The sequence below is a fragment of the Saccharopolyspora antimicrobica genome (assembly GCF_003635025.1).
In the GTDB taxonomy this organism is placed as follows: Bacteria; Actinomycetota; Actinomycetes; order Mycobacteriales; family Pseudonocardiaceae; genus Saccharopolyspora; species Saccharopolyspora antimicrobica.
Window position 1 is genome coordinate 1,526,324 of record NZ_RBXX01000002.1, and the last position, 19,055, is coordinate 1,545,378.

A 19,055-nucleotide genomic window follows, 5' to 3' on the forward strand; every position below is an offset into this window, starting at 1 on the left:
CCACCCACGCAGAGCAAACACCTATCGGCTCTCAGCCGATCACCTTGCTGCCCGTGCACCGGTCGACCAGCCGGTCCAGCGAGTCGGGCGGGGTCGTCTCCTGGCCGATGCGGATCGTCTTGTTGGTGCCGTGGTAGTCGCTGCTCCCGGTCGGGATCAGGTCCAGTTCGCCGGCCAGTCCGCGCAACCGCTCGCGCGTCGCCGGGTCGTGGTCGGGGTGGTCGATCTCGATGCCCGCCAGACCGCGGTCGGCCAGCTCCGCGACCACTTCCTCGCTCACCACCGGGCCGCGCGCCGTCGCGAAGGGGTGCGCCAGCACCGTCGCGCCGCCGGCATCGGCGATCATCTCGATCGCGCGGTGCACCGGTGTGTCGGTGCGCGGCAGGTAGTACCGCCCGCTGCCACCGAGGAACCTGGCGAACGCCTCGTTGACGCTGGCCACCGTCCCGGCGTCGACCAGCGCCCGCGCGAGGTGCGGGCGACCGCCCGGCGAATCCGGCGGCAGCCCGGCCATCAGCCCGTCCGGATCGATCGGGAAGCCGTCGGCGGCCATGTGCCGGGCCATCTCGTGCAACCGCGTCCGCCGCTCGGCGCGCAGCCGCGACTGCTCGGCGACGAGCGCGGCCGAGTCCGGGGCGAACAGGTACGCCAGCAGGTGCACCGTGATCGTCCGGCCGTTGCCGTCCGGGCAGGAGCACGAGAGCTCGGCACCCGGCACCAGCCGAAAACCGCCCGGTTGAGCCAGTTCGCGCACCGCGCGCTCGGCTTCCGCCCAGCCCGCGGTGGTGTCGTGGTCGGTGATCGCGATGGCGTCCAGCCCGGCCGCGACGGCCGTCGCCACCAGCTCAGCCGGTGTGTCGGTGCCGTCGGACTCGGTGGAATGCGTGTGCAGGTCGATTCGCACACCCACCAGTGTGACCCATGCCCGATGAAGCCCGCCGACCACTGTCCCGGCAGCGAGCGGCCCGGCGGGCCGAACACCCGCCGGGCCGATCTCCGCTCAGAGCTTGGCGGCCTTGCGCTTGCCCACCGCGGCGCGGCGTGCCTTGAGCATCGAGAAGCGGTCCTGCTGCTGACCCTTCTTGTCACCGAAGACCAGGCCGGAGATCGCGTCTTCGACCTCGGTCGGGTTCGGCACGTACTCGATGCGGTTGAGCGCCTGGATCTGACCGGCCGACTCCACGACCAGCGTGCCGTATCCGAAGACCCGGCCCATCAGGGTTCGCGCGAACGTCAGGTCGGTGACCTTGGTGATCGGCATCATCGCCACGTTGGTGGTGAAGATGCCGGTCGTCAGCAGGAACCGCTTGTCCGTGACGACGATGCGTTCCACGTACCAGTCCAGCACCTGGTAGGTGAAGCGCACCAGCACGACCAGTCCGGCGTACCAGAGGATGTTCTGGAACAACCAGGCGTTCCCCGCCGGCAGCAGGTAGGACACCATCACCAGGCCGACGAGCAGGCCGATCGCCTCGAAGAGATCCCACAGCAAGCACGCCCAATGGCGCCGCACGCGGATCACCCTGCGTTCGGTGTCCAGCAGGTACTCGTCGGGATCCCTCGGAGCGAACAAGGCACCCGCCTCCCGCGGCTCGCGCTTACTGGATGAGGTTCTGCATGAAGGTGATGACGGCCTCAGCAGCGCCCTTCAGGCCATCCGTGATGCCGGTCACCACGCCACCGGCTTGCACCGGCGCGGTGAACAGGAAGTACAGAACGAAAGCAACTCCGGCCCACGTGAGGATTTTCTTGATGTTCACTGTCACGCACCCCGTCCGAAAATGCCCTTGAGTAGCGCAGGCGTTTGCTGATCCGTTGTACCGCACTTCGCCGCTTTACGGCAGCTTTGTACCGCACTTGGGTCAGTCGTCTCCGAGCAGGCTCGGATCAACTACCCTCCGTGTCGATGATCGTATCGGAGAACCCTGTGATCCGCTGCGTCGGAGCCGTGATTCACGACCCGCTCGGCCGGTTGCTGCTGGTCAAACGCGCTCATGCACCCAGTGCCGGGAAGTGGTCGCTACCGGGCGGCCGAGTGGAGCAGGGCGAGACCGACCATTCGGCGGTACAGCGCGAAGTCCAGGAGGAAACCGGGCTTTCGGTCACCGTGGGTGCACTCGTCGGCCGCGTCCTCCGGCCGGCGCCGCAGGGCACCTACGAGATCCTCGACTACTCCTGCCGGACCAATGACTGGACCCTTTGCGCTGGTGACGATGCTGCCGATGCCATCTGGGCGGACAGTGCGACTTTCGCCACACTCGACGCCGACGGCGCCCTGACCGAGGGCTTGGCGGACTGCCTGCACGCCTGGGATTGTTTACCCCGCAACGAGTGATCGCCGGAATTCGACCGGGTTAAGCGTGAACGTCCGAATCGGACCCGGACGGCACCGCATTCGCCCACATCGCCCAATTCACCCGTTTCCGCCCGCGACCCGGTGCGCGGCGTGATGTTCGGCGAGAGCGGTTGCCGCGACGGTACCCGGACGGAGTATCGTTGCCGGTTGGCCGACGAGAGGACCACCGCACCGGGTGGACGACCGCAGGAGGTGAGGGATCGTGGGCAATAGCGCCGATAGCGCTCTTCCGTGCAGTACCAACCGCATCCCCGCCGGAGCGCCCGTTCGCCGGTAGTCCGGCCCGGGCCCGGCCGGGATGCGTGAGCAGCGAGACCCCTGCAGCACGCCTTCCCCCGGACGATCCACCCGGGTGGATCGCGCCCCGGACTCCTGGAGGCAGCCGTGCCCAACCTCCCCTCGCTCGGTTTGCGCAACCGAAGCAGCCGTGCGCCCCGCAGCACTCCCCGCGCGCCCGCGCCGACGTCCGACTACGTGGTGGACTGCGCGATCTACGTCGACGGGCACCGCGTCGAGGGCAGCTGGAACCACTCCGACGCCGTCGAGGAGGTGCGCCGCCGCGGCACCGGGTTCGTCTGGATCGGGTTGCACGAACCCACCGAGGAGCAGATCAACGGGCTCGCCGACACCTTCGGGCTGCACGAGCTCGCGGTGGAGGACGCCGTGCACGCCCACCAGCGGCCGAAGCTGGAGCGCTACGACAACACGCTGTTCATGGTGCTCAAGACGGTCCGCTACCTGTCGTCGGACCGCCGGTCGGCGACCAGCGAGATCGTCGACACCGGTGAGCTGATGGTGTTCCTCGGCCGCGACTTCGTGATCACCGTCCGGCACGGCAAGCACGCCGGGCTCGGCCAGGTGCGCAGCCAGCTGGAGGCCGACCCGGAGCAGCTGGCGCTGGGCCCGTCCGCGGTGCTGCACGGCGTGGCCGACCACGTGGTGGACACCTACCTGGAGGTCACCGAGGCCATCCAGGACGACATCGACGAGATCGAGGCCGACGTCTTCGAGCCGCGCACCAAGGTCGACGCCGAGCAGATCTACCTGATGAAGCGCGAAGTCCTGGAGCTGCGCCGGGCGGTGCTGCCGCTGACCAAGCCGATGCAGCGGCTGGCCGAGGGCTACACGCCGATGGTCGCCGACGAGGTGCGCTCCTACTTCCGCAACGTCGAGGACCACCTGGCGAAGGTCTCGGAGATGGTGGGCTCCTTCGACGAGCTGCTGACCACGCTCGTGGACGCGACGCTGGCCAAGATCACGCTCCAGCAGAACACCGACATGCGCAAGATCTCCGCGTGGGTCGCGATCATCTCGACGCCGACGATGATCGCCGGGATCTACGGGATGAACTTCGACGCGATGCCGGAGACGAAGTGGATCTACGGGTATCCGGGAGTGCTCGTGGTGATGCTGGTCGCCTGCGTGGTGCTGTTCAAGATCTTCCGGCGGAACAAGTGGCTGTGATGGCACTCGGTAACGAAGTCCGGGTCTCGGACGATACGCTGTTCGGGGTCACTTCGCGCCCGGTCTTCTTCCAGGCGCGCCACCTGCCGTTCTCCACCGCCCGCCCCGTTCGGGCGGTGTCCGCGCGTGAGGAGGTCGTCATGCACCTGTTGCTGCAGCACCAAGGGCGGGTCAGGCATCGGCGCCTCAGCACCGCGACTCGACCGCGGCGAAGTCCGCTGACGCGCAGGCAGATCGCGGAGCAGTTGTTCCGGCACACCTCGTGGGTGCAGCGAAAACCCGGCGCGATGTGGGACGCGGTTCCCGCCGCGCCACGCGCCGCCGTGCGCTGACGCCTGCCGGGATCGACCGCGGGCCACATCGTGAGGGCGAATCTCTTGCAGATCCTCGTTGTTCACGTCGGAGGCACCGCCATGACTCGCTTGATGACCAACAAGCTCACCATCCTCGTAGCCCTGCTCGTGGGATGGATCTTCACCCTCTTCGTGCTGATCTCCAATCAGGCTTGATCGATTGGTCCACTGTGGCCTGGAGAAGCACGCGCCTGCGTCGGCCGCAATTCGGTGGCTCGACGCGCACTGCGATCGTTTCGCGGTTATAACTCCCACCGGACACGGCTTTCCAACGGCGGGGGTGGTCGCGGATGTCGGCTCTGTGCGCAACTGCCGCGGTTCTGGCGCTGTTCAGCGCCGGGACGCTGCACCCGGCGGCTAGAACGCCGTCGGCCGAGCAGCAGATGCTCGACCTGACCAACGGCGCCCGGGCCGACGCCGGCTGCCCGCCGCTGCGCCTGAACACCGATCTGGGCGAGGCGGCGACCGGGCACAGCGCCGACATGGCGCACCGGAACTTCTTCGACCACACCGGCAGCAACGGCAGCCAGCCCGCGGGCCGCACCAGCGCCGCGGGCTACCCGGGCGACTACATCGGCGAGAACATCGCCGCGGGCTACGACTCGGCCGAGGTCGTCTTCCAGAAGTGGATGGACACCGCCGTGCACCGCGGCAACATCCTCGACTGCAAGTTCACCGACCTCGGCATCGGCCACGTCGACGTCCCGTCGAGCCAGTTCCGCGTCTACTGGACCCAGGACTTCGGGCGCCCGCCGATCAGGTGAGGGTGGCGCCGGTGCCGGGGTCGAAGAGGTGGATCTTGTCGGGGTCGAACCAGACTTCGAGCTCCTGGTTCTCGCGGGCCCCGGACTGCACCGAGAGGCGGGTGACCACCTGGCCCTCGTCGGTCGGGACCTCGGAGGTGCCGCTGTCGGCGGCCAGCTCGTCCAGCTCCGCCGTGCTGGCTCGCCCGCCGTGCAGGGTGAAGTAGACGTACTTGTCCGAGCCCATCTCCTCCACCACGTCCACCTCGCCGCGGAACGTCGCGCCCGAGGCCCGGGCTGCGTCGTCGAGCAGCGCGGCGTCCTCGAAGTGCTCCGGGCGGATGCCGAGGACCAGCTCGCGCGGGGCGTCCGCGGCTTCCAGGGCGCGGCGCAGGCGGTCGCCCAGGGGCACGTCGCCGAGCGGGCTGCGCAGCACGCCCTCGGCGGCCTCGACCGGCACGAAGTTCATCGCCGGGGAGCCGATGAATCCCGCCACGAACAGGTTCGCCGGGTGCTCGTAGAGGTGCTGCGGCGCGCCCACCTGCTGCACCACACCGCCGCGCAGGACCACCACGCGGTCGCCCAGCGTCATCGCCTCGGTCTGGTCGTGGGTGACGTAGACCGTCGTGGTGCCGAGCCGCTTCTGCAGCTTCGACACCGAGGTCCGCATCTGCACCCGCAGCTTGGCGTCCAAATTGGACAGCGGCTCGTCCATCAGGAAGGCCTTGGGGCTGCGCACGATCGCCCGGCCCATCGCGACGCGCTGCCGCTGCCCGCCGGAGAGGTTGGCCGGCTTGCGCTGCAGGTGCTGGGTCAGGTCGAGGATCTTGGCCGCCTCCTCGACCTTCGTGCGCACCGTCGTCGAGTCGACCTTGGCCAGCCGCAGCGGGAACGCCATGTTCTCGAACACCGTCATGTGCGGGTACAGAGCGTAGGACTGGAACACCATCGCGATGTCGCGGTCCTTCGGCGCGCGCTCGTTCATCCGCTCCCCGCCGATGCGCAGCTCGCCGCCGCTGATGTCCTCCAGACCGGCGATCATGTTCAGCGTGGTGGACTTCCCGCAGCCGGACGGGCCGACCAGGATCACGAACTCGCCGTCCGCGATCTCCAGGTTCACCTCGTTGACCGCCAGCGCCCCGTCCGGATAGCGCTTGGTCACCTTGTCCAGCACGATCTCGGCCACTTCGGTTACCCCTTCACTGCGCCGGAGGTCAGTCCGGACACGATGCGTCGCTGGAAGAACAGCACGAACAAGATGATCGGAACGGTGATCACCACCGCCGCGGCGGAGATCGACCCGGTCGGGTCCTCGAACTGCGAGCTGCCGGTGAAGAACTGCAGCGCCACCGGCACCGTCCGGGAGTTCTCCGTGGAGGTCAGCGAGATCGCGAACAGGAAGTCGTTCCAGCAGAAGATGAACACCAGGATCGCGGTGGTGAACACGCCCGGCGCGGCCAGCGGTGCGATCACCTTCGCGAACGCCTGACCGGGCGTCGCGCCGTCCATCTTCGCCGCCTTCTCCAGCTCCCACGGGATCTCCCGGAAGAACGCCGACAGCGTGTAGATCGACAGCGGCAGCGAGAAGGTGATGTAGGGCAGGATCAGCCCGGGCCAGGTGTCGAACAGCCCCAGCACCCGCTCGATCTCGAACAGCGGGGACACCAGCGACACCTGCGGGAACATCGCGATCAGCAGCGACACCCCGACCAGCAGCCGCTTGCCGGGGAAGTCGAGCCGGGCGATCGCGTAGGCGGCCATGGTGCCGAGCACCACCGCGATCAGGGTGGCGATCAGCGCGATGCCGATGGAGTTCAGCAGCGCGCGGGTGAACTCGGTGGTGCTGAAGATCGCCGCGTAGTTCTCCAGCGTCCACTCGCGCGGGATCAGGTTGCCGTCGGACAGCGTTTCGGGCGTCTTGAACGACAGCGACAGGATCCACAGCACCGGCAGCAGCGCGTAGACCACGACGACGGCGTTGAGCACCGTCCACTTGGCCTTCCGCGCGGGGGTCTCCGCCCCGCCCACGCCCGCCATCAGCGCCTCCCCTTGTCGTCGCTACCGGGCGCGGCCGTGCCGAAGAGCTTGACGAAGATCCACGCGATGAGCGCGACCGCGATGAAGATCAGCACCGACATGGTGGAGCCGATCCCGAGGTTCAATCCCTTGATCAGGTTGTTGTAGGCCAGCACCGACACCGAGGAGGTGTCCTGCGCGCCGGAGGTGAGCACCACGATGTTGTCGAAGACGCGGAACGCGTCGAGGGTGCGGAAGAGCACCGCGACGAGGATGGCCGGCTTCATCACCGGCAGCATCACCTTCACGAACCGCTGCCACGGGCCGGCGCCGTCCATCGCCGCCGCCTTGAGCAGGTCGTCGGGCACCAGCGCCAGCCCGGCCATCAGCAGCAGCGCCATGAACGGCGTGGTCTTCCAGACCTCGGCGAGGACCACGATGGCCAGCGCGCTGGCGTGCTCGGTCAGCGGTGCGCCGTCCGGGGTGATCGCGTTGGCCAGGTAGCCGGTGTCCGGCGTCCACGCGTAGCGCCAGCTGAACGCCGCCACCACGGTGACGATCCCGTACGGGATGAGCGTGACGGTGCGGACCAGGCCGCGGCCGACCAGCGCCCGGTGCATGATCAGCGCCAGGCCCATGCCCAGCACGAACTCGATGGCCACCGACACCACGGTGACCAGCACGGTCACCCCGAAGGCGGTCCACCAGTAGCCGTTGCCCAGCACGGTGATGTAGTTGTCCAGCCCGACGAACTCGCGCTGGTCCGGGTACTTCAGGTCGAAGCGCTGGAACGACAGCCACAGCGCGTAGAGGACCGGGTAGCCGGTGACCGCGAGCATCACCAGCGCGGCCGGGGCGCAGAGCAGCCAGCCGAGCTTGCGCTCCGCCTTCTTGCCCTCGCTGATCGCCTTCGCCACTGGCAGGGCGTCCTGCTGCTGCACCATCAGGGCATCACTCCCTTGGATTCCAAGGCGTTCTGCACCTCGGTGCGCATCCGGACCGCAGTGGGTTGCGGGTCGATCTCACCGATCGGGGACAGCATCTTGGACAGCACCGTGGAGACGTTCTGGGCGGCCGGGGTCACCGGCCGCACGCCCGGGTCCTTGAGGGCTTCCAGGATGGTGTCGCGCATCGGGTACTCGGCGGCCATCTCGGGCTCGGCGTAGACGGACTCGATCGTCGGCGGCACGCCGTCGTTGAGCGCGGAGAACTTCTGGCTCTCCGGGTTGCGCAGGCACTTGGTGGCTTCGAAGGCCAGGTCCGGCTTGGTCGAGTAGCTGCTCACCGCGTAGTTGGCGCCGCCGATGGTGGACTTGCTCGGCACCCCGGGCCGCAGGCCGGGCAGCCGCGCCCAGCCGACCTTGTCGACCAGCTCGGGCTTCTTCTCCACCATCGAGGCGTAGACGAACGGCCAGTTCAGCTGGAACGCGGCCTGCCCGGTCTCGAACTCCTGCCGGGCGTCGTCCTCCTTGGCGTTGTTCATCGACGCGCTGGTCACGCCCGCCGTGCCGAGGTCGCGCAGGGCCTGCATCGCCTGCACCGCGCCGTCGTCGACCACGGCGGTGCGGCCGTCCTCGGAGATGACGCGCCCGCCCGCCGACTCGACCAGCGTGTTGAAGTGCACGTACACGCCCTCGTACTGCGCGCCGGTGAGCGAGATCCAGTGCGGCTTGCCCTCCTGCTTCAGGCGCTGGGCGCCTGCGATCATCTCCTGCCAGGTCTCCGGCGGTTCGGGCACCAGGTCCTTGCGGTACCAGAGCAGCTGCACGTTGGTGTTCTTCGGCGCCGCGTAGAGCTTGCCGTCCCAGGTCGCGGTCTGCAGCGGGCCCTGCAGGGTGCCGCGCTCCACGTCCGCCTTGTCCTGCCCGGTCCACTCCCGGATCCACTTCGCCTCGGCGAACTCGCCGACCCAGGTGACGTCCAGGTACAGGATGTCCAGCCCGGTGTCACCGGCGGCGAGGCGGCGCACCATCTGCTCGCGCTGGCCGTCGGCGTCGCGGGGCAGCTTGTGGTAGACGATGTTGTAGCGGCCGCCCGACTCGGCGTTGCAGCGATCCACGTTCTGCTGCAGGTTCTCCTCGGGCGCGCTGTAGAGGTTCACGGTGTTCGCGCTCGATGCCGGGGCACACGCGGTCAGCGCGGATGCGCACACCAGCGACGCCCCCAGCACAGCCGCGCGGCGTGTGCGGCGAACTCTCACGATCGGTCCTCCCGGTTGCTGGTCGCAGCCACGACCAAGCATCGCGGGGCTTCGTCGCCTGCCACCACCGGCGGTGAGCCGGTGCTGGAAAGCTAGGCTTCTTGATCAATCGAGGCAAGGCCGCCGCGACCCTTGTTGCCAACCCGTGAATATCGGCGAAACCGGCAATGCGCCGAAAGCCGCACAGCGCTGCCTTGTTCGGCAGGGGCAACTCGGCCGAACGGCGCCGTCATCCGGCGGTCGTCAGCCGTCGACCCCTGGTGAACCCCACCGTGGCGATGGCCCACGACACCACCCAGACCGCACCGACCGCCAGAGCCGAATAGGTGGACCATCCAACCGCGGGCGGGCCGAGAGCCGGGACAACCCCGAACGCACGCAGGGAGAACCCGACCACGCCGGCGGCCATCATGGCGATGCCCAGCCAGGACACGACGATGAGCGGCCACCGGAAGGCGCGGACCCGGGCAGCCCCGTCCCAGAGGAGCAGCAACGCGCAGATCGCAGTCACCAGGCCGACGGCCGCGTTGCCCAGTTGCGCGAGAGCGATCTGCTCGGGTTGCCAGGCCGCGTAGGACGAGGCCGGGGCGGGGAAGCCGTGGATGCCGAGCTCGGCCCGCATCGCGAGGAGCACTTTCGAGGTCGTGTACGCGAGACCGCCCAGGCAGGCGGTCAGCGCGGCGATGGTCTGTCGCTGCATGCGTTGAACGATCTCGCGGTGGGCGCTGCGCGTCCTCCTGCCCAGGGACGGATCGTCTCCTCCTTGAGGAGGAGTTCACCGAAATAGCGAGAGACCCAGGCTCCCGCTGTCCCGCGGGGTCCTGGGTCCGCTTCTGGTCGAATCCGCAGATCGCCGGCGTCGCCGGGATGGACTGCGCGCCTACTGGGTGGGCGGGGGTTTCATCGCGAGCTTGGCGAGGAGGTCTCGGCCTTGCTCCGCGTGGCGGGGTTGGGCCAGGACGTCGTAGCGGCCCGCGACCAGCTGGCTCGCCGAGGAGAAGTCCCGGCGGCCCCGGGTCGATGCGTAGCCGACCGCCGCGAAGACCAGGCCGAACAGCACACCCGCGCCGAGGCCGGCCAGCACCGGGCCGAACCAGTTGCCCTGCGGGGTGAACATGCCCATGATCAGGCCCACCAGCAGACCGAACCAGGCGCCGGAGGCCGCGCCGCCGCCCAGCACCCGGCCCCAGGACAGCCGTCCGGTGACCCGTTCGACGAGCATCAGGTCGACGCCGACGATGGTCACCTCCTGCACCGGGAAGTCGCTGTCGGCGAGGTGGTCCACGGCGCGCTGCGCCTCTTCGTAAGTGCCGTAGGAGCCGATCGGCCAGCCGCTCGGCGGCGTGGGCAGGTTGGGTGTGCCCGGCGTCGGCCGGCTCGCGCCGGTGAATGGGTTGGACACCGCTGACACCTCCGTGAAAAGTGCTGCCAAGGCCGGAACCGCGACGGTGGGCGAGCCCGAATTCCGCCGCAATGTCCCTTCCCCCATCAGGCTACCCTGCGAGGGCTTCCCGGAGATCATGTCGGTACCCCGCGCAACACGCATCCCCAACCGGGTGAGCGGCGAGGACGTCAGTGCCTGGTGGCGGCTGTTCCCCGCGGGTGGTCGCTCGGCGGAACCCGGGCCTCCTGATGTCCGACCAGGCAGCCTCTCAGGCCGCGGCAGCGCGGCGGACCACGGTGAGCGCCAGCGCAGCGCAGCCCACCGCGGCCAGCGCGAGCAGCGCGAAGCCCCAGGTGTACTGCCCGGCCGTGCCGTAGATCGCACCCATCACCAGCGGCGGGAAGAAGCCGCCGAGGCCGCCCGCCGCGCCGACCAGTCCGGTCACCGCGCCCACCTGGTCCGCCGGGGCCAGCTTGGCGACCAGCGCGAACACCGCTCCGGCGCCCGCACCCAGCACCGCGGCCAGCCCGAGGAACGCGATCGTGCCGACCGGCACCAGCGGGAACTCGCAGGCGGCGAGCACGGCCAGCAGCGCCGCCAGCGAGCACAGCACGCCGAGCACGGTCGCCGGGTGCACCCGGTCGCACAGCCAGCCGCCGATGGGCCGGGCGATCACGGCCAGCACCACGAATCCGGCGGTGCGCGTCGACGCGTCCGCCGCTGTCAGGTCGTAGGCGGTCTTCAAGTAGGTGGGCAGGTAGACGCTGAACGCCACGAAGCCGCCGAAGGTGAGCGCGTAGAGCACCGAGAGCTGCCAGGTCACGCCCAGCTGCAGGGTCTCGACGGTGCGGCTGAAGGCCGATCCCGCCGGGGCCGTGCGGTCGGCCGGGTCGCGCAGCAGCGCCCAGGACAGCGCCGCCACCACGGCCAGCGCCACCGACACGACCAGGAACGGGGCGAACTGGCCGTAGGCGCTGGCCAGCGGCAGCGTGCTGAACGTGGCCACGGCGGTTCCGCCGGTGCCGACGCCGAACACGCCGAGCGCGGTGCCACGGTTGGCCGGCGGGAACCAACCGTTGACCGCCGGGACCCCGACGGCGAAGGTCGTGCCGCCGAGGCCGAGCAGCACGCCGCCGATCATCAGCACCGGCAGCGCGTCCGGGAACAGCCCGACCAGCAGCACCGGCACGATCGTCAGCAGGCTGAGCGCGGTGAACATCGGCCGCGCGCCGTAGCGGTCGGTGAGCGAGCCGACCGGGATCCGGCCGACGGAGCCGATGATCACCGGCAGCGCCACCAGGATCGACTGGGTGAACGGTGCCAGCCCGAGGCGCTGCCCGATGCCGGGGGCGAGCGGGCTGAGCAGCGCCCAGGCCCAGAAGTTGACCGCGAACGCGAGGGTCGACACGCCCAGCACGATCCACTTCTGGGCGGATTCGGCCGCCAGCCCGAGGTGGGCGGGCGCGGGATGACTGACCACTGCGAACACCTCGGCTCTCGGTTCGTTCCGGCGCGATTCCGCGCGAAATCGCCCTCGTCGGCTCCGTTTCCGCTGGTGGTGGCCCGTGAGTGCTTTGTGGCGCTATAGCAGCTCAAAGCACTCACGGGGCTTGACCAGGGGAAACGGGGCTTTCTCGGGTGCGCGACACCCGGCGGTGGCCGGCCGGTCGCCGAGTTGCGTGCTGCGCTGGTCGGCCTAATCGTCGAGTTTGCGGGCCGCAGTCGCGCGCGGCGAATCGACGCGCGATCAGCGGCGGTCACCAACCCCGGCGACTCGCGAAGGAGTCCGGCGAATGGCCAAGCGACCGGAAGCGGGACTCGACGGGCCGGTCTCCGACCTGCTGCTGCGCACCCGCAAGCTGCTCGCCCCCGGCGAGGTCTCGGCCGACCTGCGCACCCTCGAACTGGTCGGCGGGCGCGAGGGCGACGTCTTCTACCGGGACCGGTGGAGCCACGACAAGGTGGTGCGCTCCACGCACGGCGTGAACTGCACCGGCTCCTGCTCGTGGAAGGTCTACGTCAAGGACGGCGTCATCACCTGGGAGGCGCAGCAGACCGATTACCCGTCGGTCGGGCCGGATTCACCCGAGTACGAGCCGCGGGGCTGCCCGCGCGGGGCCGCGTTCTCCTGGTACACCTACTCGCCCACCCGGCTGCGCTACCCGTACGTGCGCGGAGTGCTGCTGGAGATGTACCGCCGCGCCAGGGCGGCCACCGGAGATCCGGTGCTCGCATGGGAGTCCATTGTGGAGGATCCCGAGCTGCGGCGGCGCTACCAGCGGGCGCGCGGCAAGGGCGGGCTGGTGCGGGCGAGCTGGGACGAGGCCGTGGAGCTCGTCGCCGCCGCCCACGTCCACACGATCCGGCGATACGGGCCGGACCGGATCGCCGGGTTCTCCCCGATCCCGGCGATGTCGATGGTCTCGCACGCCGCAGGCGCGCGGTTCACCTCGCTGATCGGCGGCACCATGCTGTCGTTCTACGACTGGTACGCCGATCTTCCGGTGGCCTCGCCGCAGGTGTTCGGCGATCAGACCGACGTGCCCGAGTCGGCGGACTGGTGGAACGCGAGCTACCTGGTGATGTGGGGCTCGAACGTGCCGGTCACCCGCACTCCGGACGCGCACTTCATGACCGAGGCCCGCTACCGGGGCCAGAAGGTCGTGGTGGTCTCGCCGGACTACGCCGACAACGTCAAGTTCGCCGACACCTGGCTGGCGCCGCAGCCCGGCACCGACGGCGCGCTGGCCATGGCGATGGGGCACGTGATCCTGCGCGACTTCTTCGTGCAGCGGCAGGCCCCGCGCTTCGCCGATTACGCGCGCCGCTACACCGACCTGCCGTTCCTGGTCGCGCTGCGGGACACCGGCGAGGGCCTGGTGCCGGACAAGTTCGTCACCGCCGCCGATCTCGGCGCCACCGGCGCGCACGACCGCTTCAAACCGGTGCTGGTGGACGAGCGCACCGGCCGCGAGCACGTGCCGGGCGGCAGCCTCGGCTTCCGCTTCGACGAGGCGAGCGCCGGGCGGTGGAACCTCGACCTCGGCGACGTGCAGCCGCAGCTGAGCCTGCTCGACCACGCCGCGGCGGAGGCCGTCGCCGTCGAGCTCCCGCGCTTCGACGTGCCCGACGACCGCCGCGCCCGGTTGCGCCGGGGCGTGCCCGCGATCCGGCTCGGCGGCCGGCTGGTCACCACCGTCTTCGACCTGGTGCTGGCCGACTACGGCGTCGGGCGGCCCGGCCTGCCGGGCGAGTGGCCGCGCGGACTGGACGATCCGCGGCCGCACACCCCGGCGTGGCAGGAGGAGATCACCGGGGTCCCGGCCGCGCAGGCGATCCGGGTGGCCCGCGAATTCGCCCGCAACGCCGAGGAATCCGGTGGTCGGTCGATGATCCTGATGGGCGCGGGCACCAATCACTGGTTCCACTCCGACACGATCTACCGCGCGTTCCTGGCCCTGCTGACGCTGACCGGCTGCCAGGGCGTCAACGGCGGCGGTTGGGCGCACTACGTGGGGCAGGAGAAGTGCCGCCCGGCGACGGGCTGGGCGACGCTGGCCGGTGCGGCGGACTGGGCCCGCCCGCCGCGCCAGATGATCGGCACCGCGTTCTGGTACCTGGCCACCGACCAGTGGCGCTACGACGCGCTCGGCGCCGAGGAGCTGATCCACCCGCTCGGCCCGGGGAAGTTGTGGGGCATGTCGATGGCGGACTGCATCGCCCAGTCCGCGCGGCTGGGCTGGATGCCGTCGTACCCGACGTTCGACCGCAACCCGCTGGAGCTGGTCGCCGAGGCTCGCGCGGCCAAGGCGGACCCGGCCGAGCACGTGATCGCCGAACTGCGCTCCGGGCGGCTGAAGTTCGCCTGCACCGACCCGGACGACGAGGCGAACTGGCCGCGGATCGTCACCGTCTGGCGGGCGAACCTGCTGGGCTCCTCGGCGAAGGGCAACGAGTACTTCCTCAAGCACCTGCTGGGCACCGATTCGGCGCTGCGGGCCGAGGAAGCGCCGCCGGGCCGGCGCCCGCACGACGTCCGCTGGCACCCGCGCGCCCCGGAGGGCAAGCTCGACCTGCTGCTCTCGCTGGACTTCCGGATGACCAGCACCGGCCTGTTCAGCGACGTGCTGCTGCCGGCCGCCACCTGGTACGAGAAGCACGACCTGTCGTCCACCGACATGCACCCGTTCGTCCACGCCTTCACCCCGGCGATCGCCCCGCCGTGGGAGACCCGCAGCGATTTCGACGCCTTCCACGCCATCGCCCGCAAGTTCTCCGAGCTCGCCGAGACGCACTTGGGCGTGCGCGAGGACCTGGTGGCGGCCCCGCTGCTGCACGACACGCCGGACGAGCTCGCCACCCCGGGCGGTGTCGTGCGCGACTGGACCCGCAACGAGATCGAGGCCGTTCCGGGCGTCACGATGCCGAAGCTCGTCGTCGTCGAGCGCGACTACCCGGCGGTGGCGGCGAAGATGGCCGCGCTCGGGCCGCTGGTGGACACGCTCGGCGTGGGCAACAAGGGCTGGCACGTCATCCCGGACCAGGAGGTCGAGCGGCTGCGGCACCAGAACGGCACCGTGCGGGGCGGGGTGGCCGACGGGCGGCCGTCGCTGGCGCGGGACGTGGACGCCTGCGAGGCGATCCTCGCGCTGTCGGGCACCACCAACGGCCGCATCGCGGTGGCGGGGTTCCGGGAGCTCGAACGGCGCACCGGAGTGCGGCTGGCCGACCTGGCGCAGGCCGACGAGGGCAGGCGGATCACCTTCGCCGACACCCAGGCCCGCCCGGTGCCGGTGATCACCTCGCCGGAGTGGAGCGGCAGCGAGCACGGCGGGCGCCGCTACAGCGCGTTCGTGGTCAACGTCGAACGCCTCAAGCCCTGGCACACCCTGACCGGCCGCCAGCACTTCTACCTCGACCACGACTGGATGGCCGACCTCGGCGAGGGCCTGCCCGTCTACCGGCCGCCGCTGAACATCCACCGGCTGTTCGGCGAGCCGGAATCTCCTGACAGCGCAGCGGTTTCGGTGCGCTACCTGACGCCGCACTCGAAGTGGTCGATCCACTCCGAGTACCAGGACAACCTGCTGATGCTGGCGCTCTCGCGCGGCGGGCCCGACCTTTGGCTGAGCCCAGTCGACGCGGAGCGGATCGGCGTGCGCGACAACGACTGGGTCGAGGCGGTCAACCGCAACGGCGTGGTGGTGGCGAGAGCCGTGGTGTCGCAGAAGATGCCGACCGGCACGGTGTACGTCTACCACGCCAAGGACCGCGTGGTGGACGTGCCGAAGTCGGAGATCTCCGGGCTGCGCGGCGGGATGCACAACTCGCTGACCCGGTTGCTGCTCAAGCCCACCCACCTCGTCGGCGGCTACGCCCAGCTCTCGTTCGCGTTCAACTACCTGGGCCCGACCGGCAACCAGCGCGACGAGGTCACCGTGATCCGCCGCCGCAGCCAGGAGGTCGAGTACTGATGCGCGTGATGGCCCAGCTCGCGATGGTGATGAACCTCGACAAGTGCATCGGCTGCCACACCTGCTCGGTCACCTGCAAGCAGGCGTGGACCAACCGCGGCGGCGTCGAGTACGTGTGGTTCAACAACGTGGAAACCCGTCCGGGGCAGGGATATCCGCGCACCTACGAGGACCAGGAGAAGTGGCGCGGCGGGTGGCGGCTGCACCGCGGGCGGTTGAAGCTGCGCGGCGGCGGCCGGGTCAAGCGGCTGCTGTCGCTGTTCGCCAACCCGAAGCTGCCCGCCATCCAGGACTACTACGAGCCCTGGACCTACGACTACGACAACCTGATCTCCGCACCGGCCGGCGACCAGATCCCGGTGGCCCGGCCGCGGTCGCTGATCTCCGGCGAGCCGATGCGGATCTCCTGGAGCGCCAACTGGGACGACAGCCTGGCCGGATCGCCCGAGCTCACCCGGCAGGACCCGGTGCTGCGGCGGCTGTCCGACGAGGTGCGGCGCTCCTTCGAAGAGACGTTCATGTTCTTCCTGCCGCGGATCTGCGAGCACTGCCTCAACCCGTCCTGCGTCGCCTCCTGCCCGTCCGGCGCGATGTACAAGCGCTCCGAGGACGGCATCGTGCTGGTCGATCAGGACCAGTGCCGCGGCTGGCGGATGTGCGTCACCGGCTGCCCGTACAAGAAGGTCTACTTCAACCACCGCACCGGCAAGGCCGAGAAGTGCACGCTGTGCTACCCGCGGATGGAGGTCGGGCTGCCGACGGTGTGCTCGGAGACCTGCGTCGGCCGGCTGCGGTACCTCGGCGTGGTGCTCTACGACGCCGATCGCGTGCTCGAAGCGGCCTCGGTGCCGGACGAGCACGACCTGTACCCGGCGCAGCTGGAGGTGCTGCTCGACCCCGCCGACCCGGAGGTGGTGACCGCCGCGCGTCGCGCCGGGATCCCCGCGGACTGGGTCGAGGCCGCGCAGCGCTCCCCGATCCACGCGCTGATCAAGGACTTCCGGGTGGCCCTGCCGCTGCACCCGGAATTCCGCACGCTGCCGATGGTCTGGTACGTGCCGCCGCTGTCGCCGGTGGTGGACAAGCTGGTGGAGACCGGGCACGACGGCGAGGACGTGGGCAACCTCTTCGGCGCGATCGACGCGCTGCGGATCCCGGTGGAGTACCTGGCCGAGCTGTTCACCGCCGGGGACACCGCACCGGTCACCGCAGCGCTGCGCAAGCTCGGCGCGATGCGCGCCTACATGCGCGACATCAACCTCGGCCGTCCGCCGGATCCGGCCATCCCGGAGGCCGCCGGGCTGGACGTGCCGCAGGTGGAGCGGATGTACCGGCTGCTGGCGCTGGCGAAGTACGAGGAGCGCTACGTCATCCCGCAGGCGCACGCCGAACTCGCCGGGCAGCTCGACGAGCCCGGCTGCTCGCTGGACTACGAGGGCGGGCCGGGCATGTACGAGTCCGGCCCGTTCGGCGAGATCTCCGGGGCGCAGGTGCCGATGGCGGTGGAGAACTTCCACCTGCTCAAGCAGCGGCAGAGCTCGGAGCACTTCACCGCCCCGGACGGCTCGCGCCGGGTGAACCTGCTCAACTGGGACGGCCGCGGCACGCCCGAGGGCCTGTTCCCGCCCGATGGCGAGGACCGCTGATGACCTTCGACCGCTCACGCGCGCTGACCCACCGGATCGCAGCGTTCCTGCTCGCCTACCCCGACGAGGAACTCCTCGAACGACTCCCGCTGCTGCGCGCGGGATGCGCGGAACTCCCCGCCGCACAACGAGATCCACTGCTGGAACTGGTGCGGCACCTGGAGACGGCGTCGCTGCTGGCCGCGCAGCAGCACTACGTCGAGACCTTCGACCTGCGCCGCCGCTGCTGCCAGTACCTCAGCTACTGGACGGCCGGCGACACCCGGAACCGGGGCCGCGCGATCGTGGACTTCAAGCGGATCTACCGGGCGGCGGGCGTGCTGCCGCCGGCCGACGAGCTGCCGGACCACCTGACCGTCGTGCTGGAGTTCGCCGCCACCACCGACCAGGAACGCGGCACCGCGCTGCTGGTCGACCACCACGCCGGGCTCACCCTGCTCGCCGCCGCCCTGCGCGACCAGGGCACGGTCTACGCGCACGGCGTCGAGGCGGTGCTGGCAACGCTGCCCGCGCCGACGCCGGAAGCCCTGCGCTCGGCCAAGCGCATCGCCGCGACCGGCCCGCCGCAGGAATCGGTGGGGATGGCCGGGCCGCTGCAACCGTTCGGAGGTCCGCGATGAGCACGTGGGACGTGCTGCTGTGGGGCGCCGCGCCGTACGTGGTGATCGCGGTGCTGGTGGTCGGGTCGTTGTGGCGCTGGCACTACGACCGGTTCGGCTGGACCACCCGGTCCTCGCAGCTCTACGAGTCGCGGCTGCTGCGGTTCGCCAGCCCGCTGTTCCACTTCGGACTGCTGGTGGTGATCGTCGGGCACGTCATCGGCCTGCTCGTCCCGGAGTCCTGGACCGCCGCGCTCGGCGTGTCCGAGCAGCTCTACCACTTGGTCGCGGTCGGGCTCGGCGCGCTGGCCGGGGTGTGCACGCTGATCGGGGTGGCGCTGCTGATCTACCGGCGGCGCCGCAACGGGCCGGTGTTCTCCGCGACCACCGTGAACGACAAGGCGATGTACCTGGTGCTGGTCGGCGCGATCCTGCTCGGGCTGCTGACCACCGTGCTGGCCAACGGCGTGACCGAGGGCTACGACTACCGGGCCACCGTCTCGCCCTGGTTCCGCAGCATCTTCGTGCTGCAGCCGGAGGTGGCGCTGATGGTGGACGTGCCCTGGTCGTTCAAGGCGCACGTGCTGGTGGGCATGCTGCTGTTCGCGCTGTTCCCGTTCACCAGGCTGGTGCACGCGCTGAGCGGTTTCGCCGCGGTGCGGTACCTGTTCCGCCCGTACGTCGTCTACCGCAGCCGGACCGCGGAACGCGCCCGGCGCGGCTGGGAGCCGGTCGGCGTCCCGGGGCAGCGCGAGGCCGGGCACGACACTCCGCACCGCACCCGCGAACGATGAGTTAGGTTTGCCTTACCAATCGAAGT

Annotated in this window: 19 protein-coding genes; 9 read left to right on the top strand and 10 right to left on the bottom strand. The window is 70.1% G+C overall.

Annotated elements, in window-relative coordinates:
• Positions 1-31 precede the first annotated feature (31 nt).
• The 3 genes from ATL45_RS07665 to ATL45_RS38780 all read right to left on the bottom strand — a co-directional run bounded on the left by ATL45_RS07665 (position 32) and on the right by ATL45_RS38780 (position 1,760).
• The gene (locus tag ATL45_RS07665) at positions 32-913 is read right to left on the bottom strand and encodes a PHP domain-containing protein (RefSeq protein WP_093153500.1); all 882 of its coding nucleotides are present in this window, start codon (positions 911-913) and stop codon (positions 32-34) included.
• Between the two features lie 87 nt (positions 914-1,000).
• A complete protein-coding gene (locus ATL45_RS07670; RefSeq protein WP_093153114.1) occupies positions 1,001-1,573 on the bottom strand; it encodes a PH domain-containing protein in 573 nt (190 codons plus the stop codon).
• A gap of 25 nt (positions 1,574-1,598) precedes the next feature.
• Positions 1,599-1,760, bottom strand: a complete 162-nt coding sequence (locus tag ATL45_RS38780) for a hypothetical protein (protein ID WP_170210195.1) — start codon at positions 1,758-1,760, stop codon at positions 1,599-1,601.
• A gap of 146 nt (positions 1,761-1,906) precedes the next feature.
• Between ATL45_RS38780 and ATL45_RS07675 the strand changes: the two genes are divergently transcribed.
• The 5 genes from ATL45_RS07675 (at position 1,907) to ATL45_RS07690 (ending at position 4,937) form a co-directional block, all read left to right on the top strand.
• Positions 1,907-2,335: an NUDIX hydrolase gene (locus ATL45_RS07675; RefSeq protein ID WP_177241989.1), complete on the top strand. Its 429-nt coding sequence runs from the start codon at positions 1,907-1,909 to the stop codon at positions 2,333-2,335.
• A gap of 405 nt (positions 2,336-2,740) precedes the next feature.
• Entirely contained in the window at positions 2,741-3,820 is a 1,080-nt protein-coding gene (gene corA, locus ATL45_RS07680) for a magnesium/cobalt transporter CorA (RefSeq protein ID WP_093153108.1), read from the top strand.
• A 140-nt stretch (positions 3,821-3,960) separates the two neighbouring features.
• Positions 3,961-4,152, top strand: coding sequence for a hypothetical protein (locus ATL45_RS38340; RefSeq protein ID WP_143121646.1), 192 nt, complete (start codon positions 3,961-3,963; stop codon positions 4,150-4,152).
• Between the two features lie 45 nt (positions 4,153-4,197).
• On the top strand, positions 4,198-4,329 hold the full coding sequence (locus ATL45_RS39955; protein WP_256258383.1) for a hypothetical protein: 132 nt from the start codon (positions 4,198-4,200) through the stop codon (positions 4,327-4,329).
• A gap of 134 nt (positions 4,330-4,463) precedes the next feature.
• Positions 4,464-4,937 carry a CAP domain-containing protein gene (locus ATL45_RS07690; RefSeq protein ID WP_093153103.1) on the top strand — a complete coding sequence of 158 codons (474 nt, stop codon included), beginning with the start codon at positions 4,464-4,466 and terminating at the stop codon, positions 4,935-4,937.
• Here the strand turns inward: ATL45_RS07690 and ATL45_RS07695 are convergent.
• The 7 genes from ATL45_RS07695 to ATL45_RS07725 form a co-directional block, all read right to left on the bottom strand.
• Positions 4,930-6,102 carry an ABC transporter ATP-binding protein gene (locus ATL45_RS07695; RefSeq protein ID WP_093153100.1) on the bottom strand — a complete coding sequence of 391 codons (1,173 nt, stop codon included), beginning with the start codon at positions 6,100-6,102 and terminating at the stop codon, positions 4,930-4,932. The genes ATL45_RS07690 and ATL45_RS07695 overlap by 8 nt on opposite strands.
• Before the next feature lie 5 nt (positions 6,103-6,107).
• Positions 6,108-6,953: a carbohydrate ABC transporter permease gene (locus ATL45_RS07700; protein ID WP_093153098.1), complete on the bottom strand. Its 846-nt coding sequence runs from the start codon at positions 6,951-6,953 to the stop codon at positions 6,108-6,110.
• Entirely contained in the window at positions 6,953-7,876 is a 924-nt protein-coding gene (locus tag ATL45_RS07705) for a carbohydrate ABC transporter permease (protein ID WP_093153095.1), read from the bottom strand. Before ATL45_RS07705 ends, ATL45_RS07700 begins: the two co-directional genes overlap by 1 nt.
• Entirely contained in the window at positions 7,876-9,174 is a 1,299-nt protein-coding gene (locus ATL45_RS07710) for an ABC transporter substrate-binding protein (RefSeq protein WP_170210196.1), read from the bottom strand. The genes ATL45_RS07705 and ATL45_RS07710 overlap by 1 nt, the downstream gene beginning before the upstream one ends.
• A gap of 187 nt (positions 9,175-9,361) precedes the next feature.
• A complete protein-coding gene (locus ATL45_RS07715) occupies positions 9,362-9,832 on the bottom strand; it encodes a hypothetical protein (protein ID WP_093153093.1) in 471 nt (156 codons plus the stop codon).
• A 180-nt stretch (positions 9,833-10,012) separates the two neighbouring features.
• Positions 10,013-10,534, bottom strand: a complete 522-nt coding sequence (locus ATL45_RS07720) for a YflT domain-containing protein (RefSeq protein ID WP_093153090.1) — start codon at positions 10,532-10,534, stop codon at positions 10,013-10,015.
• A gap of 250 nt (positions 10,535-10,784) precedes the next feature.
• Positions 10,785-11,996: an MFS transporter gene (locus tag ATL45_RS07725; protein WP_093153494.1), complete on the bottom strand. Its 1,212-nt coding sequence runs from the start codon at positions 11,994-11,996 to the stop codon at positions 10,785-10,787.
• A 313-nt stretch (positions 11,997-12,309) separates the two neighbouring features.
• On the opposite strand from ATL45_RS07725, the gene ATL45_RS07730 reads away from it, so the two are divergent.
• The 4 genes from ATL45_RS07730 to narI are packed head-to-tail and all read left to right on the top strand — an operon-like array spanning position 12,310 to position 19,029.
• Positions 12,310-15,990: a nitrate reductase subunit alpha gene (locus ATL45_RS07730; RefSeq protein WP_093153087.1), complete on the top strand. Its 3,681-nt coding sequence runs from the start codon at positions 12,310-12,312 to the stop codon at positions 15,988-15,990.
• Entirely contained in the window at positions 15,990-17,636 is a 1,647-nt protein-coding gene (gene narH / locus ATL45_RS07735) for a nitrate reductase subunit beta (protein ID WP_093153085.1), read from the top strand. The genes ATL45_RS07730 and narH overlap by 1 nt, the downstream gene beginning before the upstream one ends.
• A complete protein-coding gene (narJ, locus tag ATL45_RS07740) occupies positions 17,636-18,256 on the top strand; it encodes a nitrate reductase molybdenum cofactor assembly chaperone (RefSeq protein WP_093153082.1) in 621 nt (206 codons plus the stop codon). The genes narH and narJ overlap by 1 nt, the downstream gene beginning before the upstream one ends.
• A complete protein-coding gene (gene narI / locus ATL45_RS07745; RefSeq protein ID WP_093153080.1) occupies positions 18,253-19,029 on the top strand; it encodes a respiratory nitrate reductase subunit gamma in 777 nt (258 codons plus the stop codon). Before narJ ends, narI begins: the two co-directional genes overlap by 4 nt.
• The last annotated feature ends 26 nt before the right edge of the window (positions 19,030-19,055 follow it).

Bases quoted from the DNA above. Each gene is read 5' to 3' on its own strand.
- ATL45_RS07700 (WP_093153098.1), bottom strand. From the start codon at position 6,953: ATGGCGGGCGTGGGCGGGGCGGAGACCCCCGCGCGGAAGGCCAAGTGG.
- ATL45_RS07675 (WP_177241989.1), top strand. From the start codon at position 1,907: ATGATCGTATCGGAGAACCCTGTGATCCGCTGCGTCGGAGCCGTGATT.
- ATL45_RS07705 (WP_093153095.1), bottom strand. From the start codon at position 7,876: ATGGTGCAGCAGCAGGACGCCCTGCCAGTGGCGAAGGCGATCAGCGAG.
- ATL45_RS38340 (WP_143121646.1), top strand. From the start codon at position 3,961: ATGCACCTGTTGCTGCAGCACCAAGGGCGGGTCAGGCATCGGCGCCTC.
- narI (WP_093153080.1), top strand. From the start codon at position 18,253: ATGAGCACGTGGGACGTGCTGCTGTGGGGCGCCGCGCCGTACGTGGTG.
- ATL45_RS07710 (WP_170210196.1), bottom strand. From the start codon at position 9,174: ATGCTTGGTCGTGGCTGCGACCAGCAACCGGGAGGACCGATCGTGAGA.
- ATL45_RS07730 (WP_093153087.1), top strand. From the start codon at position 12,310: ATGGCCAAGCGACCGGAAGCGGGACTCGACGGGCCGGTCTCCGACCTG.
- narH (WP_093153085.1), top strand. From the start codon at position 15,990: ATGCGCGTGATGGCCCAGCTCGCGATGGTGATGAACCTCGACAAGTGC.
- narJ (WP_093153082.1), top strand. From the start codon at position 17,636: ATGACCTTCGACCGCTCACGCGCGCTGACCCACCGGATCGCAGCGTTC.
- ATL45_RS07715 (WP_093153093.1), bottom strand. From the start codon at position 9,832: ATGCAGCGACAGACCATCGCCGCGCTGACCGCCTGCCTGGGCGGTCTC.
- ATL45_RS07690 (WP_093153103.1), top strand. From the start codon at position 4,464: ATGTCGGCTCTGTGCGCAACTGCCGCGGTTCTGGCGCTGTTCAGCGCC.